Below are 18863 nucleotides of genomic sequence, written 5' to 3' on the forward strand. Positions count from 1 at the left end.
AATTGGAGCTGTCCTTATGGACCTTCATGACGAATGGCTCAGTTCTACAAGAAAATATATTAAGTTTGATCAATGAGAGACCAGTAAAACATTGTATAGTATTTTACACAGGATTATGGACTTGACTGATTATGGACTTGACTTAAAAAAATCTATTTGAATATTAAATCAATATTGATATACTGAAATGAGTATAAAAATATTAGCAATTAATATTTTTTTGGAGGTTTTATTATTGGAGTTATATCACAGCACTAATAAAAAAGAAAAAATCATAGAAGAAAATAAACTAAAAGTAAATAAGACTTTTAACTATAGAAAATATCTGGAATATGTCTTGTCTATAGTTAAACAATTTGAGAATAAACCTGAAAAATTAGTAGGTAATTATCCAGGATCAAGAACTCAGTCGCCATTTATGGGACAAGGAATATATTGTTTTGATAATTATGAGGATGCAATAAACTACCAAAGTCAATCCCAAGTCGTTACTATAGACTTTGATAATGTAAGTATAATTTTAGATTTAGATGATCCAATGGTTCTTTTAGATGTTTTAGCTGCTTTAGAAGAAGTAGATAGAAAAATAGATTCTGAAATAAAAGAAGAAGATATAAAATATAAGTGGCATCTATTGTGCGAAATTCTGATAGCAAGCTTATATGAAGAGTTTGAAAATAGTCAACCGGCTGTCGGACTTATACTCAAAGTTTTTGACTGGTTCAAAGTAAATTTTAATAGTTCACCAGACTTAATAGTTAGAAGTTTTTATGATAAAATAGCCTCAGATAGCAGTGATGATATTTCTAAAAATAAATACTATTTAATAAAAAATTCAAATAAAATAAAAAGTATTTGCTAAAATACTGAAAAAAATGTATTTTAGTACTAAGGAGTGGCTGTTATGAGAAGAGAAATAGTTTCTGAAAATGAATTTTCGTTAGAAATATTAAATTCATTTTTAAAAAAAGATACGACTGATTACTTAACTGCTTATGTTAATCTAAAAGAGTTAAATCGCTCTAAAAGACAAGGTTTTATAGATAAAATGTTGAGTAGAATGATTACAGAAAAACTTAGCGAGAAGATGGAGTTTACTAGAATTCAACCACATTTTGAAAAAATATATATGAATTACTCTACTTCAATTTTAGAAAAAACTGTTGAATTTGATTATAATTCGCTAAATCAGAGTTTAGTAACAAAAAAATATGATAAAAATATAAATTCTAGTAGAGATGAGGATAGTATTGGCTATTCTCATCTCTTTTGGTATATTATAAAATAAAGACAAAAAATTAAAAGGAGTTTTTTTATGGAAGGTCCGGTTATTGTATTTGAAAATTATAAATTGAATAAATACAATTTTGAGAGAAAAGATAATACTGATCATCAAGAGACAACACAAGAGAAAGAAAAAGATAATGTGTCGCTTTCTGTAGAAACAGGAACTACAGAAGATTTAAAAAGTGGTAGAGTAACTGTTAACGTAGAAGTTCAAAATGAAGAAATGAAACTAAATATTGAAGTTTCTGGATTTTTCTCTATTAATGTTGAAACGAGTGTTGATGAAATAACCGAATTTTTAACGGTTAACGGAACTGCTATTGTATTCCCTTACATTAGAAGTATGGTTTCTATGTTAACAAGTTTAGATTCTAGCCAAGCATTAATTTTGCCTACAATAAATACACAAAATTTATTGAATAAATAAACTCCCCAAACGCAATGAGATTTATTGACCCACATATCATTGATTAAATATGAGTTTATATGATATAAAGTTCCTGATTATCATTAAATTATTACTATTACAATAAGTTTAGTTACATGATTTTCGCTGTTGGTAAAAAAACAAGTCACTCTCTTTGATTAGAAGGTGACTTGTTTTATAGATATTTGATAAAATAAAAATTGCTCCCTAGGCATAACGAGTTTTTGACCCACACACTGACCCACAAATAAATAAAGTCGTGTGATAGTTTTTGATGTATACAATAGTAGTAATTTTAATTTAACGTTGTTTTTAAAGTGAGAGATACTAGATAAAAATGTTTTATAAATCCCGTACTCTCCTTATAATCACACGTCGTTAGGTTTTTGATGACGTGTTTTTTGTGTCAAAAGAAAGTGAGGAACATAATGGGGTACGTCTATCTGTCATTTGCCATCATCAGTGAGGTAATTGCTACGAATCTTCTTAAAGCATCGCAAGGTTTTACAAAAACGACAATAGCCCTAGCAAGTCTGGTGATTTATGCGTTCTGTTTTTACTGTCTATCCAAAAGTTTAGCCTATATTCCGTTAAACGTAGCCTATGCATTGTGGGGGGCGATTGGTATTTTATTGATCACCTTGTTTTCGGTGGTCATTTGGAAAGAACAAGTCAATCTACCCACGATAATTGGCTTAGCGATGATCATCATCGGTACGTTATTGGTAAATTATTTTGGTTCAAGCCATTAAAAGGAGAAAACAGGTGAAATTAATTGTTATGGGGTATAGTGGCAGCGGGAAATCGACGTTGACCAAACAACTGGCGAGCACGTATTGCTTACCGGCACTCTACTTAGATCAAGTACATTTTGAGTCTGACTGGAAAGAACGAGACCAAACAGCTGCATTAAAAATAGTTCAATCGGTTATGCAACAAGAGGATTGGATAATCGATGGCAATTATCGTCAGTTTTATTACGATGAGCGTCTAGTACAAGCCGATCATATTTATTTGTTATTGTTCTCGCGCTTTCAGTGCCTTCTTCGTGTGATCAAACGGACGATAAAGTATCACGGAAATGTTCGACCGGATATGGCTGAGGACTGTCCAGAACGATTTGATATAGCTTTTATCTGGTGGATTTTGTATGAGGGGAGAACACGATCTAGAAGAAAAGCATTCCAAAAGATTGCGACGATGTATCCGAATAAAGTGAGTGTTGTGAAAAGTCAAAAACAATTAGACAAAATATATCAAACGACAAAAAAAGCTGGTCCCAATTAGGAATCAGCTTTTTTGTTTATTTTATAAAGAAAGATAGCGTTCTAAGTAATCGGCAAGACCATCTTCTTGATTGGTTTTTCTCGTTTGGTCATTAGCAACGGCTTTTAATTGATCCGTTCCATTTTTCATCGCTACGCCCCAACCGGCGTATTCAAGTAATTCTAGATCATTATGTTCATCACCAAAAGCAATCACGTCTTGTTGGCGGATGTTTAAAGAATTCGCAATAATGTCCACACCCATTGCTTTTTGTACACCTTTAGGTACGACTTCTAAAATCGCATTTGGACCGCCCCAAGTCCGTACATCGATTTCATCATCAAATTGATGCATCAATTCTTTTGAAACATCAGCTGCAAATTCGTGCTGTGTTTTCAATAAAAGCGAAGTAGGATTTGTACGTAAATGTGTAAATAGATGTTGTTCTGTGATTTGTTCTGTAGCAAAAAAACGAGGCTCGACACCTTCGATTTGGTCGACATAAAAAGATTCACGATTTTCAGCTGCAACAAAATCTAAATTCAGTTCTTTTTTCTTTTCTAAAATCGAAAATGCGATGTCCCGATCGATTGAATGTTCTGATTCATAAGGCCAATTTTGTTCAGGTAAGTGAACCAAAGCGCCATTAAAGTTGACCATTGGTGAATCGAGTTGTAATTGGCGATAAAATTGCTCACTCATACGATACGGTCTGCCCGTTGCAATACTTACAATGTGACCTGCTTTACGAGCCTTTTGCAATACGTCTTGTGTACGTTTAGTGATCAGTGAGTCGATGTTTAATGTTGTTCCATCTAAATCAATAGCAATTAATTTCTTTGTCATATTTTAGATCCTTTCTCATGTGTTCAAATATTAGATTAGTTTACCATAATAAACAGAAATAACAAGTAATAACAAGTAATAACTCTAGTGGTTTCGATAAAACACGAACGTTTAAGTGGTTTTTTAGCATAAAAGTAAATATTGTGTTGTTTTATTTAAGCGAGATGATTATAATCGAATAAGTCAGGAGAAATACACGAACAAAAGTGATGGGAAAAGATAAGATGTTTGTATTTAAAACAGCATATAGGAGTGTAGAGATGGAAAAGTTTTTTAAATTGAAAGAAAATCAAACAACAGTTTCGACTGAAATAATGGCTGGGGTCACGACTTTTTTTGCAATGAGTTATATTTTATTTGTTAATCCGTCATTATTATCACAAACAGGAATGCCGTTTCAAGCAGTCTTTTTAGCAACAGTGATTGCGTCAATGATTGGGACTTTGATCATGGGGCTATTTGCGAATGTTCCTTATGCACAAGCACCAGGTATGGGATTAAACGCCTTTTTCACGTTCACGGTAGTCATCGGCTTAGGGTATTCATGGCAAGAAGCACTTGCGATGGTCTTTATTTGTGGGTTGATCAACATTTTTATTACGATCACTAAGATTCGTAAGTTAATCATTCATTCGATTCCTGAAAGTTTGCAACATGCAATCGGTGGAGGGATTGGAATCTTTGTAGCGTACGTTGGATTAAAGAATGCGAACTTGATCAACTTTTCTGCTAGTGGCACGACGATTACCGATGGCACAGTGGTAGATGGAACTGTTGCCGCAGTGTCGATGAATGGTGGGATCGTACCTGCTTTAGCAAATTTCAACAATCCAGATATCTTGCTTGCATTGATTGGGTTATTTATCATGATGGCACTAGTTGTGTCGAATGTACGTGGTGCTGTGATCATTGGGATCATTGTGACGACGATTATTGGGATCCTAATGGGTGTAGTTGATTTAAGCGCAGTTAATTGGAAAGCTGATTCACTAGGCAATTCATTTAAAGAGTTAGGTACAACATTTGGTGCAGCATTTGGTGAAAACGGAATGCAATCTTTATTCCATGATTCTGCACGGATTCCCCAAGTGATCTTGACGATCATCGCATTTAGTTTGTCTGATACGTTTGATACAATTGGAACCTTTATTGGAACTGGTCGTCGTACAGGAATCTTCTCAAAACAAGATGAAGCAGCTTTAGAAGATGGGAACGGTCTGCATACAAAGATGGACCGTGCATTATTTGCTGATGCGATCGCTACATCGATTGGTGCAGTAGTCGGAACGTCAAATACTACGACTTATGTCGAATCTGCAGCAGGTATCGGTGCAGGTGGACGCACAGGGTTAACTTCAGTTGTGGTAGCCGTGTTGTTTGCCATCAGTAGTTTCTTTTCTCCTTTAGTATCGATTGTGCCCAATCAAGCAACGGCTCCTGCTTTGATTTTGGTTGGAGTGATGATGTTGGCTTCATTTAAAGATATCAATTGGTCAGACTTAGAAGAAGCGTTACCTGCCTTTTTTGCCGCAATCTTCATGGGATTGTGTTATAGCATCTCGTATGGTATCGCAGCAGGGTTTATCGTATTTTTAGTTGTAAAACTGATCAAAGGGAAAATTAAAGACGTTTCACCAGTAATTTGGGTAATCGATGCATTATTTATTCTAAACTTTATTATTTTAGCTATTTTATAGAGTAAAAAGCACTCGTATATCACGAGTGCTTTTTACATATATAAAATTAATGGTTTTCAGTTTTTTAGAGTTGTTTTTACTAGTAATTATAGGCTATAGTGGTAGGGAAAGAAGGTTTGTGTATGAGAGTAGACTGGAAGCGGAATTTATATATTTCATGGATTGGCTGTTTCTTTACAGGGGCTAGTTTTAGTTTAGTAATGCCCTTTATTCCCTTATATATTGAGCAATTAGGTGCTCAAAAAAGTCAGGTAGAATTGTTTGCAGGATTGGCGATTTCGGTTACGGCTTTTGCCGCAGCGATCGTAGCTCCGATTTGGGGAACGTTAGCAGATCGCAAAGGACGTAGATTGATGATGATCCGTGCCGCAGCCGGTATGACATTGACGATGGGCTCTTTAGCCTGTGTTCCTAATGTGTATTGGTTACTCGTGATGCGTTTTTTCACTGGAGTTTTATCTGGATATATCCCAAATGCAACGGCTTTGATCGCGTCGCAAGCACCAAAAGAAAAAAGTGGTTGGGCATTAGGGACGTTAGCGACCGGTGCGATTGCGGGCAGTTTGATTGGTCCATTGATGGGTGGAGTATTAGCTGAAGTATTTGGAATTCGCAATGTATTTTTGATCACAGGTACGGTATTATTGATCACGTTGTTATTAACGATCTTTGCTGTTAAAGAGGACTTTGAACCAGTAGAAAAACACGATATGTTATCGATGCGCGAGATTTTGGGTCAAATGAAAAACGTGCGTTTGTTATTTGGTTTGTTTTTAACGTCGTTGATTATTCAATTAGGAATTACTAGTATTAGTCCAATCCTAACGTTATACATTCGTTCATTGAGTAAAGATCCGCAAAATGTTTTGTTTACAAGTGGTGTGATCGTCTCGATCGCAGGTGTTTCAGCGATGATCTCTTCACCGATACTTGGAAGATTAGGAGATCGAATCGGCAATCATAAAGTGTTAATGGGAGGATTATTATTCTCATTGATCTGTTTTATTCCGATGGGGTTTGTGCAAAATCCGTTTCAATTAGGTGTGCTACGCTTTTTACTTGGGTTTTCAACAGGGGCGTTGATGCCTTCAGTAAACACATTAATTAGTAAAATCACTCCTGCTGAGGGTGTGAGTCGCATTTATAGCTATAACCAAATGTTTAGTAACTTTGGTCAAGTACTAGGTCCAATGGTTGGATCGACAGTAGCGTATAGTTTTGGGTATTCTGCAGTATTTTGGGCAACGAGCGCTTTTGTTGTGGTGAATATCGTCATTTCTTTTTTGAATTTCCGCAAAGGTGTTCGCTACCATTAAAGATTGAAATATAAAAAAAACCAGTTACAATAAAGTAACTGGTTTTTTCTATTTAAGAAGTGGCTTTTTTATCGGTACCTAATATACCAAACAAGATAATGACTACTGCGACAAATAAAGAGACGAACAAAGAACTAGTAAAATCATAGGGTTGAGTCATTAATGAACTTCCCAAATAACCTACGACTTGGCCTAAGACTAAAGTCCAAAACAATGTAACAATGTAACGCATCGCGATTCCTTCTTTCTTGAACGGTTTTCGCTTTAAGTGTACCACAAAATAAAATGTTGTAAAGAATTCTAGAATCAAAATTAAAGGGGAGATCTCAATGTATATTCCATTGATTACACGCTCTGCTTATTCCTTGTTATCCAGTACGATCCGTATTGAAGAGTATGTTGAAAAAGCCCATTCTTTAGGCTACACACACCTTGGGCTATGTGACATTGGGACAGTACATGGTTTTGTTGAATTTCAGCAAGCTTGTCATGCTGTCGACATTGTACCGGTATTTGGCGTCAGTTTGTCTTATACGTCAACTGCGACACAAAAAACGTATTCTATTCACGCGTTTGCAACAAATCAAGCCAGTTATCAAGCATTATTGAAGTTATCTAGTCAAGTGATGACCGAACAATCGTGGACGGCTTCTGAGGCATTGGCTGATGTGACTGTGATTTTGGAAGAAGACAATGAGTGGTTTGATTGTCTGGATCAAAAGCTAGATGTAAATCAAATTTTATTTGGACCAATGTTTGATCCTTCGCGTTTGTTCATCGGAATCAAACAAAAACATCAAGAGTCACGATATACACCGTTTTTAGAACGTGTAAAAGCGTTAAATCTAAAACCTGTCGCGATTGAACCCTTGAATAGTCTCACTCAAGATGAATCGTTGACCATCCGTGTATTGCAAGCTATTGCGCATGGAGAGAAACTAGATAGTCAAACCATCGCAGAAGAAACAACAATGAAAAGCACAGGGTTAGTTGCACCAGATGTGTGTGAAGAACGATTTGCATTTTTACCCGAAGCAATCACCAATTTTCAACTATTGTGCAAACAGGCGGTATCGATTCCGCTGCATCAAACCTATTTACCAAAGTATCCATTAAAGGAACAGACGGCTGCTGACTATCTAAAAAGTCTATGTATCAAAGGTCTAGCCTTTCGGAAACTAGAGCATCAATCCGTCTATCAAGAGCGACTCGATTATGAGTTAGATGTGATCCATAGTATGGGATTTGATGATTATTTTTTGATCGTATGGGACGTTATGGATTTTGCGCACCGACAAAAAATAGTGACTGGCGCAGGAAGGGGTTCAGCAGCGGGATCACTTGTGGCTTATCTACTTCGGATTACCGAAGTCGATCCAATCGTTTACGATCTCCTATTCGAACGTTTTTTAAATCCAGAACGTTATTCTATGCCAGATATTGATTTAGATATTCCAGACAACCATCGTGAAGAAGTACTAGAGTATGTACAAAAAACTTACGGAGCCGATTATGTAGCGCAAATCGCGACGTTTGGCACGATGGCGGCGAAGATGGCATTACGTGATGTTGGCCGTGTATTTGGTTTATCACAAAGCGAAGCCAATCGTTGGTCAAATGCTTTACCGAATCGGTTGAAAATCACGCTTGAACAAGGATATCAAGAATCGAAAACATTTCGTGAGTTAGTTGAGATGAGTGAACGTAACCAACTGATTTACCAGATCGCACGTTCCATCGAAGGCTTACCCCGTCATGTTTCGACACATGCGGCTGGTGTGGTGATTAGCGATCAAAAATTATGGGAGATCGTACCATTGCAATCAGGAAATAATGGGATCTATTTAACGCAATGGACGATGTATGCAGTGGAAGCAGTTGGCTTATTGAAGATGGATTTTTTAGGATTACGTAATTTATCGATCATTGATGAAACCTTGCGAGGCATCGAATATCTCACAGGAAACGCGTTGACACAAGCACAAATCCCGTTAGATGACGATGATACTTATGCTTTGTTTCAATCAGGAGAAACTTCAGGGATCTTTCAGTTTGAATCAAGCGGGATCAAGCAAGTGTTGAAAAAAATCGGTCCTGAAACTCTAGAGGATCTAGCGGCCGTCAATGCGCTATATCGCCCAGGACCGATGCAAATGATCGATACGTTTATCGCACGTAAGAAAGGGCAAGAAACGATCACGTATCCAGATGATAAATTGGAAACGATCTTGCGCCCGACCTATGGTGTCATGGTCTATCAAGAACAAATTATGCAAGTGGCGTCGAAATTAGCTGGATATACATTAGGTCAAGCAGATCTATTGCGACGTGCGATCGGAAAGAAAAAACGCGATATTTTAGAGATGGAACGTACGCATTTTTATCAAGGAGCAAAAGAAAATGGTGTTTCAAGTCAAACAGCTGCTGTAGTATATGAATATATCGAACGCTTTGCAGATTACGGATTTAACCGTTCCCATGCCTTTGCCTATTCGATCATTGGGTATCAAATGGCTTACTTGAAAGTGCATTATCCAGCTGCTTTTTTTAAAGCATTAATGCAAACAGCACAGCATCAGCCTAAAAAAATCCGTGACTACGCTAATGAAGCCAAACGTTATCGTGTAGATTTAGAAAAACCGATGATTAATACGAGTTTTGCAAGCTTTCAACTAGTCAAACCAAATGGGATTCGTTTTGGCTTGTCTAGTGTTAAAGGGATGCGACGTGATTTTGTACAAGCAATCATTGACGAACGCCAAGCTAATGGTCATTTTCGTTCATTTGATGAATTTTTATTACGGATGCAAAAAGATCATGCCCGTTTTTTAAAAGAGGAGATGTTGCGTCCATTACTACAGATTGGAGCCTTTGATACACTAGTTGACAATTGTCGTCAAGCAGTAGAAGAGCTTTCTGGCCGTTTACAAAATTTAGAATTTAGTGCGGGCAGTCTTGAGTTGCTTCAAATGATGCCCTTAAAAGGTACAGAAGTTCCAGATTATACTAAAGAAGAACGTTTGGCATTTGAAGAAGAATATTTAGGCTTTTTCATGACGGGGCATCCGTTAGATCGTTATCAGAGTTTACTCAAACCATTTCAAGCGACGGCGATCAGTGAGGTTGTAGTTAACCAACAAGTTAAAGTATTAGGGCACTTAACCACAAGTCGTGAGATCCGCACGAAAAAAGGAGAAAAGATGGTCTTTTTAGAGATTATGGATCAGACAGGAGAACTTTCTGTAACCGTATTTCCGGAATTGTACCGTACAAAACGTGGACTACTAGAAATGGAGCAAGCTTATTTGATTGAAGGCAAAATCGAGCGCAGTTCGTTTAATCAACAACTTCAATTAATCGCTAGAAAAATCGAGCGTGCAGATGAGTTACTGGCTACATTGAAACAAGCAACTTGTTTTTTACGCATCACAGCACCTTTGAATACACCAAAACGTTTAAAAGAGTTAGCTGATTTATTGGAACGATTTCATGGAACAACACCCGTAATCATGTATTATGAAGCACAAAAACAACAAAAAATGTTAGAAGAACGATTTTGGATCGATCCAACACCAAAAGCACTTGAACAAATCCAAGAATTGATAGGAAATGAAAATGTTGTTTTCAATTAGTTTTTCAAATTAAAGCACATTATTTGACTTTTTTCATGTTATTTCAAGACATTCAAAGAGAAAAATGGTAGAATACTGTTTGTGGTTAAAGCAAAAGAATTGAGAATCTAACCAAATAAACTAATGAGGTGAATACGTAGATGAAACGCATCGGAATCTTAACCAGTGGTGGGGATGCACCAGGGATGAATGCGGCAATTCGCGCAGTGACTCGTAAAGCGATTTACGAAGGAATTGAAGTTTATGGAATCAATTATGGATATGCAGGACTAGTAGCCGGAGATATCCGCCGCTTAGATATTCCAGATGTTGGGGATAAAATCCAACGTGGTGGAACATTCTTATACTCTGCACGTTATCCTGAATTTGCGACTGAAGAAGGTCAATTAAAAGGGATCGAGCAATTGAAAAAATTTGGAATCGAAGGATTGGTTGTCATTGGTGGCGATGGGTCATACCATGGTGCAATGGCGCTGACAAAACGTGGCTTTCCAGCTGTAGGAATTCCAGGAACGATTGATAATGATATTCCAGGAACTGATTTTACGATTGGATTTGATACAGCAATCAATACAGTATTAGATGCATTAGACCGTATTCGCGATACAGCGACTTCTCATGTTCGTACATTTGTAATTGAAGTAATGGGACGTGGAGCTGGTGATATTGCGCTTTGGGCAGGTGTTGCTGGTGGAGCAGATGAAATTATTATTCCTGAACACGAATTCGATATGAAAGAAGTTGCTCGACGTATTCAAGAAGGACGCGATCGTGGAAAGAAACATTGCTTGATCGTATTAGCCGAAGGTGTAATGGGTGGAAACGAATTTGCTGAAGAACTATCAAAATATGGGGATTTCCATACGCGTGTGTCGATTTTAGGACATATCGTACGTGGTGGCTCACCTAGCGCGCGTGACCGCGTTTTGGCAAGTAAATTTGGTGGCTATGCTGTCGATTTACTAAAAGAAGGCAAAGGCGGCCTATGTGTCGGGATGTTAGACAATAAAGTTGTTGCAGCCGATATCATCGATACGCTAGAAAATAACAAACACAAACCAGATCTTTCACTTTACCAACTAAACCGTGAGCTATCGGTTTAATCTTAACTTAGCTAAAAGTGGCATAAATGCCAATTTTAATAAACAATGAAGAGGAGCAAATCTTGCAATGAAAAAAACAAAAATTGTTAGTACATTAGGACCAGCAAGTAATACACTAGAGATCATCTCTAAATTAATTGAATCAGGAGCAAATGTTTTCCGTTTCAATTTCTCTCATGGAGATCATCAAGAACAACTAGATCGTATGACTTTAGTTCGTGACGCTGTGAAAGCAACTGGTAAAGATGTTGCCATCTTATTAGATACAAAAGGTGCAGAAATCAGAACGACAGTTCAAGGAACAGAAAACGGCAAAATTGCATTTGCAATTGGCGATGTTGTACGCATTTCAATGGATGCTTCTTTAGAAGGAAACAAAGAAAAAATCGCAGTAACTTATCCAGGACTATTCGACGACGTTCACGTTGGCGGACATGTATTATTTGATGATGGTTTAATCGATATGGAAATCACTGCAAAAGATGAAGCAAATCGTGAATTAGTAACGGTTGTTAAAAATGCTGGTGTTTTAGGTTCTCGTAAAGGGGTTAATGCGCCAGGCGTATCAATCAGCTTACCAGGGATCACTGAAAAAGATGCAGAAGATATTCGTTTTGGTTGTGACAACGATATCGACTTTATCGCAGCAAGTTTTGTTCGTAAAGCACAAGACGTATTAGAAATCCGTGAAATCTTAGAAGAAAAAGACATGACACATGTTCAAATCTTCTCTAAAATTGAATCTCAAGAAGGTATCGACAATATCGACGAAATCTTAAAAGTTTCTGACGGTATCATGGTTGCCCGTGGAGATATGGGTGTTGAGATCCCAGCTGAATTAGTTCCAATGGTTCAAAAAGATATCATTAAAAAATGTAACGCTGCTGGTAAATCAGTAATCACAGCGACTCAAATGTTAGAGTCTATGCAACACAACCCACGTCCTACACGTGCAGAAGCATCAGACGTTGCCAATGCTGTATTTGATGGAACAGATGCAACAATGTTATCTGGTGAATCAGCAAATGGTGAATACCCAATTGAAGCTGTTGAAACAATGGCTCGTATTGACCGTGAAGCAGAAAAAGCATTAAATCGCTTAGGTTCATTCCAAATCAATCAATTTGACAAAACAGACGTTACTGAAACAATTGGGTTATCTGTTGCTCGTGCAGCGAAAAACTTAAATGTTAAATGTATCGTAGCAGCGACTGAATCTGGTCATACTGCAAAAATGATTTCAAAATACCGTCCAGATGCAGATATCTTAGCAGTGACATTTGACGAACGTACAAAACGTGGTTTGATGTTAAACTGGGGCGTATTCCCAACTGTAACAGAAAAACCAAGTACAACAGATGAAATGTTTGAATTGGCTACGAAAAAAGCTGTTGAATTAGGTTTTGCTAAAGAAGGCGATTTGATCTTGATTACTGCTGGTGTACCAGTTGGTGAACGTGGAACAACAAACGTAATGAAAATCCAAATGATCGGTTCTAAATTGATCGAAGCGCAAGGCGTGGGCGAACGCTCTGTAATCGCAAATGCTGTTGTAGCTTCAACTGCTGCTGAAGCAATTGCAAAAGCGCAAGATGGCATGGTATTAGTAGTACCAACTACAGATAAAGAATACATGCCAGCAATCGAAAAAGCTGCTGCATTAGTTGTAGAAGATGGTGGTTTAACTTCTCACGCAGCTGTTGTAGGGATCGCAAAAGATCTTCCTGTAATCGTAGGTGCTAAAGATGCAACTACAACAATCGTAGATGGAGAGTTAGTAACTGTAGATTCTCGTCGTGGAATTGTTTACCGTGGAGAAACAACTGCTATCTAATCGCTGAGGACAAAAGATTGCTTACGTTTAATCGTATGCAATCTTTTTCTTTGGTAAAAATACAGTGACAAAGAAGAAAAAAAGGTGTCAAGAAAAATACATTGACAAACCAATTTAAGCCCTGTATAATAACCTTTGTTGCTTAAGAGGTGGAAAAAATGAAATGGTCATTACAAGAATTATCTAAATATCGTGGTACACCACTAGAGTTTGATGAAACGTTGAACATAGTGGAACTATTGCGGAAAAAAGATTCGATGATTCAAAATGCTGATTCAGTTCGTGTAGTAGGATTCATTGCACCTAGTGAAGATTCCTATATTTTACATTATAAATTGGAGACTATTTTGGACATTCCATCAACCCGCTCACTTGAACTTGTTCGCTACCCATTGTCGTTTTCAGTCGATGAACTGTTTATGACACCGGAGCAGTTTCAGAAACGATCGGATGAAGTTGAAGCGCACGATGTTTTACTCATCGAAACGCAAACAATCGATCTGGATGAATCTGTAGCTGACAATATTGTACTTTCAATTCCGTTACAAATCTTAACAGAGGAAGAACAAAAAGGAAAAGAACTGCCATCTGGTCAAGGATGGACAGTGCTATCGCAAGAGCAATATCAAGAGGAAATGGAACAAGAGCAAGAAACAAAAGTAGATCCTCGTCTTGCGAAATTATCGGATTTGTTTAAAGAAGATAACGAGTAAGATTGGAATAAATCGCAATAATTTATTATTGCTTCTCATTACAAGGAGGTGTAAGACATGGCAGTACCAGCTAGAAGAACTTCAAAAGCAAAAAAGGCTAAACGCCGTACACACTACAAATTAACAATCAACGGTTTAAACGAATGTGCAAACTGTGGTGAAATGAAAAAAAGCCATCACGTATGTTCAAATTGCGGACACTACGATGGTAAAGATGTAGCTTCAAAAGAAGCATAAGTCATTTTTTAGAGAAAATGATTCTCAAACCCAAGGCTAACCATGGAGCCTTGGGTTTATTTTTTTGTTTTCAAAAGATTGCGACTACGATAGTTTCTTTAATAAAGATTTTACGTTATAATAAAAGAGAAATTTGTATTGATTGTAATTAGGAGGAATGTACATGACGAAACAACAAATCGGCGTTGTCGGAATGGCTGTAATGGGTAAAAACCTAGCTTTGAATATTGAAAGCCGTGGCTATTCTGTTGCGTTATACAACCGCACAGGTTCAAAAACAGAAGAGGTTGTAGCAGAACATCCAGAAAAGAATTTAAAAGCTACTTATACAGTAGAAGAATTTGTACAATCGATTGAAAAACCACGTCGTATTGTAATGATGGTTCAAGCAGGTAAAGGAACGGATGCAACGATCCAATCTTTATTGCCTCATTTAGATAAAGGGGACATCTTGATCGACGGTGGGAATACATTCTTCAAAGATACGATTCGTCGTAGCGAAGCTTTAGCAGATTCTGGCATCAACTTTATTGGTGCAGGTGTTTCTGGTGGAGAAGAAGGTGCGTTAAAAGGCCCTTCAATCATGCCTGGTGGACAAAAAGAAGCGTATGAATTGGTTGCACCGATCTTAAATGAGATTGCAGCTAAAGCAGAAGACGGAGAATCTTGTGTCACTTATATTGGACCAAATGGTGCAGGGCACTATGTTAAAATGGTACACAATGGAATCGAATATGGAGATATGCAATTAATCGCTGAATCTTACGACTTAATGCAAAACTTATTAGGCCTTTCTGTAGACGAAATGGCAGACATCTTCAAAGAATGGAATACAAGCGAATTGGACAGTTTCTTAATCGAAATTACAGCTGATATTTTGACGCGTAAAGACGATTTAGGAACAGGAAAACCAATTGTAGATGTGATTTTAGATGCTGCTGGTAATAAAGGAACTGGTAAATGGACAAGCCAAAGTGCATTAGATTTAGGTGTACCATTACCATTGATTACAGAATCAGTCTTTGCTCGCTACATTTCAGCTTACAAAGACGAACGTGTTCAAGCAAGTAAAGTCTTAGCTAAACCTGAAATGAAATTTGACGGCGACAAACAAGAATTGGTTGAAAAAATCCGCGAAGCATTGTACTTCAGCAAAATCATGAGCTATGCGCAAGGATTTTCTCAATTACGTAAAGCGTCAAAAGAATACGATTGGGATTTACCATTTGGTGAAATCGCCAAAATCTGGCGTGCTGGATGTATCATTCGTGCTCAATTCTTACAAAAAATTACGGATGCATATGAAACAAATCCTGATATCGAAAACTTATTGCTAGATGATTACTTTAAAGATATCACTACAAAATATCAACAAGCAGTTCGTGACGTGGTTGCTCTTGCCGTTCAAGCAGGAGTTCCAGTACCAACATTCTCATCTGCTATTGCTTACTTTGATTCATATCGCTCAGAGCGTTTACCTGCAAACTTAATCCAAGCACAACGAGATTATTTCGGTGCACACACTTACGAACGTACAGACCGTGAAGGAATCTTCCACTATTCTTGGTATACAGAAGAATAATCAGTTGTTCAGAGTTGGCCCTAGACAAAAAGTTTAGGGTCAATCTCTTTTTTTATTGTCGTGTTCATGTTAAAATCGAACTGTTACCTTAAAAGCCGATGCATTTGAATAGAAGGGAAAAATTGAATAGATGAGCAATATTTTAATTATAGAAGATGAAAAAAACCTAGCTCGCTTTGTCGAGTTAGAATTAAAACATGAAGGTTATACTATAGATGTTCATTATAACGGACGTACAGGACTAGACGCTGCCTTAAATAACGAGTGGGATGCGATTTTATTAGACTTGATGTTGCCGGAATTAAATGGATTAGAAGTTTGTCGTCGCATTCGCCAAGTGAAAAACACACCGATTATTATGATGACAGCACGCGATTCAGTAATTGATCGTGTTTCAGGACTAGACCATGGAGCAGATGATTATATCGTAAAACCTTTTGCAATCGAAGAATTACTTGCACGCTTACGGGCATTATTACGTCGAATCGATATCGAAAGCGATAAAAATATTTCAAAACAAACAACTATTACTTACCGTGATTTAGTCATTGAAAAAGAAAATCGCGTGGTTCGTCGAGGATCTGAAGTGATCGAATTGACTAAACGTGAATACGAATTGTTATTGACGTTAATGGAAAGTGTGAATGTGGTCTTAGCCAGAGATGTGTTGTTAAACAAAGTTTGGGGTTACGAAACAGAAGTTGAAACGAATGTAGTCGATGTCTATATCCGTTACTTGCGAAACAAAATTGACGTACCAGGCGAAGAAAGTTATATTCAGACTGTTCGTGGTACGGGGTATGTGATGCGTTCTTGATGAAAAAAAGTAAACAAGTAAAAGGACTGAAGGGGCTCTCTTTAACGATAAAGTGGGCCTTAGCCAGTTCTTTATTTATATTTGTCGTATTTACAGTCTTTGCAGTGATCACGTATAAATCTTCTATTAATCTATTTGTAGATAAAGAACGTAAAAATGCGGAACAGACAACAAATGAAGCTATCTCTAGATTAGCTAACGCTGATCGCACGCTAAACTTAGTCGAAACGTATCGTAATTTAACGAATAGTAACAATGGTGAGAACAGTATCTATGATCGAACATCTACTATTGAAGGGATTTTGATGGATATTGATCCGTTTATTTCAGATTTAGGGCAACCAGAAGTTAGTCTATATGTCTATAATCTAGATGAAGAACTTGTTTTTAAAACACAAAAAGAAGATTTGTCTCTAGAGCAAACGAAATTGAAAAAGCCAACGATCATGAATATCAAGGGAAAAACAGGATTTATTACGATCAAACCGATTCAATCAAAAGATACGAGGGAAACAATTGGATACGTACAAACGTTTTATGAATTGACCTCGCTAGATGAAATCAAACAACGCTTATTGATCACTTTGTTGATTTTAGAAATTATTTCATTTGTATTGAGTAGTTTTTTAGGATATTTGTTGTCTGCTTATTTTTTAAAACCATTAAAAGTATTACGCGATACTATGGAAGAGATCCGAAAAGATCCACAATCAGATATCCATATGCCTGCTTTACAGACAAGTGATGAACTAGCAGACGTTGCTGAGATTTTTAATGAAATGCTCGATCGAATGCGTTCATATATTGAACAGCAAGAACAATTTGTCGAAGATGTCTCTCATGAATTACGGACACCAGTGGCAGTAATCGAAGGACACTTGCGCTTGTTAGATCGCTGGGGGAAAAATGACCCTGAAGTATTAGAAGAGTCTTTATCTGCTAGTATGCAAGAAATCAGTCGCATGAAAGTGCTTGTTCAAGAAATGCTAGACTTGTCTCGAGCTGAGCAAGTGGATGTGCACTACGCAAATGAAAGTTCAAAGGCAAAAGAAGTGGTCCATCAGGTATTCAATAATTTTAAAATGCTTTATCCAGAGTTTTTGTTTACGCTAGATGATGATCTAGCTGAAGAAAAAACAGTACGCATTTATCGCAATCATTTTGAGCAAATTTTAGTAATCATTATGGACAATGCAGTGAAGTATTCGACAGATCGTAAGGAAGTCCACGTTACGGTATCTTCTAGTCAAAAGATGCTAGAAATCGCCATCCAAGATTTTGGTGAAGGGATTTCTGAAGAAGATAAAGCAAAAATCTTTAATCGTTTTTATCGTGTAGACAAAGCTAGAGCACGTACGAAGGGCGGTAATGGTCTAGGTTTAGCGATTTCTCAAAAATTGATTGAAAATTATAAAGGAACGATTCGGGTAGAAAGTATTTTACATCAAGGTACTATTTTTAGAATTCAATTGCCAATCGAAAAAAATATATAGAGCGTATGGATATTTTTCTATAGGCTCTATTTTTTTAGAAATCAATAAAAAGCACTTGCATTTTTGTTGATTACTTGTTATATTATTTCTTGTCGTTAAAACAATTCTTTGTCGTTTAATTAATAAAAAACTTTTAAACAAAAGAGTTGACTTTAAAAAAACAACATGATATTATAACAAAGTCGAAAAAATATTTGATTCGAAAACGTTGATTTAAAAATAAAAAAACGTTTGACAAATAACAAAAGACGTAGTAAGATATAGAAGTTGTTAAATCAGAAACGTAGTTCGAAATAAAAAAACTTTTTTAAAAAAAAGATTGACATTCGAAATTTAATGAGTTATCATTAAGAAGTTGCTGAGGCGACAGATTAGACCTTTGAAAACTGAACAAAGCAAGCAAACGAACCAATAGTGTAAGGTGTTTCTATTTAATAGAAGCAAAACAAAACAGCAAGCAGTAATGCTAGCGAAGTCAATTAAGACCTTAACGATCGTTGATCGTTTCAAATTTTTTTATGAGAGTTTGATCCTGGCTCAGGACGAACGCTGGCGGCGTGCCTAATACATGCAAGTCGAACGCTTCTTACTTATCGAACTTCGGTTCACCAAG

At 36.9% G+C, this 18863-nt stretch carries 17 protein-coding genes and 1 rRNA gene; 16 read left to right on the plus strand and 2 right to left on the minus strand.

Annotated features, from left to right (window positions below; all coding sequences use genetic code 11):
• The first annotated feature begins 187 nt into the window (after positions 1-187).
• The 5 genes from ACWOEC_RS10825 (at position 188) to ACWOEC_RS10845 (ending at position 3001) form a co-directional block, all read left to right on the plus strand.
• Positions 188-862, plus strand: a complete 675-nt coding sequence (locus ACWOEC_RS10825; protein WP_455308165.1) for a hypothetical protein — start codon at positions 188-190, stop codon at positions 860-862.
• Between the two features lie 42 nt (positions 863-904).
• The gene (locus ACWOEC_RS10830; protein ID WP_455308167.1) at positions 905-1288 is read left to right on the plus strand and encodes a hypothetical protein; all 384 of its coding nucleotides are present in this window, start codon (positions 905-907) and stop codon (positions 1286-1288) included.
• Positions 1289-1315: 27 nt separating this feature from the next.
• On the plus strand, positions 1316-1714 hold the full coding sequence (locus tag ACWOEC_RS10835; RefSeq protein ID WP_455308169.1) for a protein-export chaperone SecB: 399 nt from the start codon (positions 1316-1318) through the stop codon (positions 1712-1714).
• Between the two features lie 428 nt (positions 1715-2142).
• Positions 2143-2466 (plus strand): DMT family transporter, encoded by a 324-nt coding sequence (locus ACWOEC_RS10840; RefSeq protein WP_455308171.1) that lies wholly within the window; start codon positions 2143-2145, stop codon positions 2464-2466.
• 13 nt (positions 2467-2479) lie between these two features.
• The gene (locus ACWOEC_RS10845; protein WP_455308173.1) at positions 2480-3001 is read left to right on the plus strand and encodes a DNA topology modulation protein FlaR; all 522 of its coding nucleotides are present in this window, start codon (positions 2480-2482) and stop codon (positions 2999-3001) included.
• A 21-nt stretch (positions 3002-3022) separates the two neighbouring features.
• On the opposite strand, the gene ACWOEC_RS10850 is transcribed toward ACWOEC_RS10845, so the two are convergent.
• Complete coding sequence (locus tag ACWOEC_RS10850) at positions 3023-3826, minus strand: Cof-type HAD-IIB family hydrolase (protein ID WP_455308175.1); 804 nt, start codon at positions 3824-3826, stop codon at positions 3023-3025.
• 260 nt (positions 3827-4086) lie between these two features.
• On the opposite strand from ACWOEC_RS10850, the gene ACWOEC_RS10855 reads away from it, so the two are divergent.
• Both ACWOEC_RS10855 and ACWOEC_RS10860 read left to right on the plus strand, forming a co-directional pair.
• Complete coding sequence (locus tag ACWOEC_RS10855; RefSeq protein ID WP_455308177.1) at positions 4087-5523, plus strand: NCS2 family permease; 1437 nt, start codon at positions 4087-4089, stop codon at positions 5521-5523.
• 122 nt (positions 5524-5645) lie between these two features.
• Entirely contained in the window at positions 5646-6839 is a 1194-nt protein-coding gene (locus ACWOEC_RS10860) for a multidrug efflux MFS transporter (protein ID WP_455308179.1), read from the plus strand.
• Positions 6840-6891: 52 nt separating this feature from the next.
• Here ACWOEC_RS10860 and ACWOEC_RS10865 read toward each other — a convergent pair whose 3' ends face one another.
• On the minus strand, positions 6892-7071 hold the full coding sequence (locus ACWOEC_RS10865) for a YjzD family protein (protein WP_297074468.1): 180 nt from the start codon (positions 7069-7071) through the stop codon (positions 6892-6894).
• A 97-nt stretch (positions 7072-7168) separates the two neighbouring features.
• Between ACWOEC_RS10865 and ACWOEC_RS10870 the strand changes: the two genes are divergently transcribed.
• The 9 genes from ACWOEC_RS10870 to ACWOEC_RS10910 all read left to right on the plus strand — a co-directional run.
• The gene (locus ACWOEC_RS10870; RefSeq protein WP_455308182.1) at positions 7169-10471 is read left to right on the plus strand and encodes a DNA polymerase III subunit alpha; all 3303 of its coding nucleotides are present in this window, start codon (positions 7169-7171) and stop codon (positions 10469-10471) included.
• A gap of 140 nt (positions 10472-10611) precedes the next feature.
• A complete protein-coding gene (pfkA, locus tag ACWOEC_RS10875) occupies positions 10612-11574 on the plus strand; it encodes a 6-phosphofructokinase (protein WP_297074470.1) in 963 nt (320 codons plus the stop codon).
• Positions 11575-11641: 67 nt separating this feature from the next.
• Positions 11642-13408: a pyruvate kinase gene (gene pyk / locus ACWOEC_RS10880; protein ID WP_455308184.1), complete on the plus strand. Its 1767-nt coding sequence runs from the start codon at positions 11642-11644 to the stop codon at positions 13406-13408.
• A 158-nt stretch (positions 13409-13566) separates the two neighbouring features.
• Positions 13567-14121 carry a YceD family protein gene (locus tag ACWOEC_RS10885; protein ID WP_455308186.1) on the plus strand — a complete coding sequence of 185 codons (555 nt, stop codon included), beginning with the start codon at positions 13567-13569 and terminating at the stop codon, positions 14119-14121.
• 57 nt (positions 14122-14178) lie between these two features.
• On the plus strand, positions 14179-14358 hold the full coding sequence (rpmF, locus tag ACWOEC_RS10890) for a 50S ribosomal protein L32 (protein WP_016184499.1): 180 nt from the start codon (positions 14179-14181) through the stop codon (positions 14356-14358).
• 163 nt (positions 14359-14521) lie between these two features.
• A complete protein-coding gene (gene gndA / locus ACWOEC_RS10895) occupies positions 14522-15940 on the plus strand; it encodes an NADP-dependent phosphogluconate dehydrogenase (protein ID WP_455308189.1) in 1419 nt (472 codons plus the stop codon).
• A 130-nt stretch (positions 15941-16070) separates the two neighbouring features.
• The gene (locus ACWOEC_RS10900; protein ID WP_455308191.1) at positions 16071-16757 is read left to right on the plus strand and encodes a response regulator transcription factor; all 687 of its coding nucleotides are present in this window, start codon (positions 16071-16073) and stop codon (positions 16755-16757) included.
• Positions 16757-18250, plus strand: a complete 1494-nt coding sequence (locus ACWOEC_RS10905; protein WP_455308193.1) for a HAMP domain-containing sensor histidine kinase — start codon at positions 16757-16759, stop codon at positions 18248-18250. The genes ACWOEC_RS10900 and ACWOEC_RS10905 overlap by 1 nt, the downstream gene beginning before the upstream one ends.
• Before the next feature lie 514 nt (positions 18251-18764).
• Positions 18765-18863 (plus strand): 16S ribosomal RNA (locus ACWOEC_RS10910); the annotation flags it as partial.

The organism is Enterococcus bulliens, from assembly GCF_053761865.1.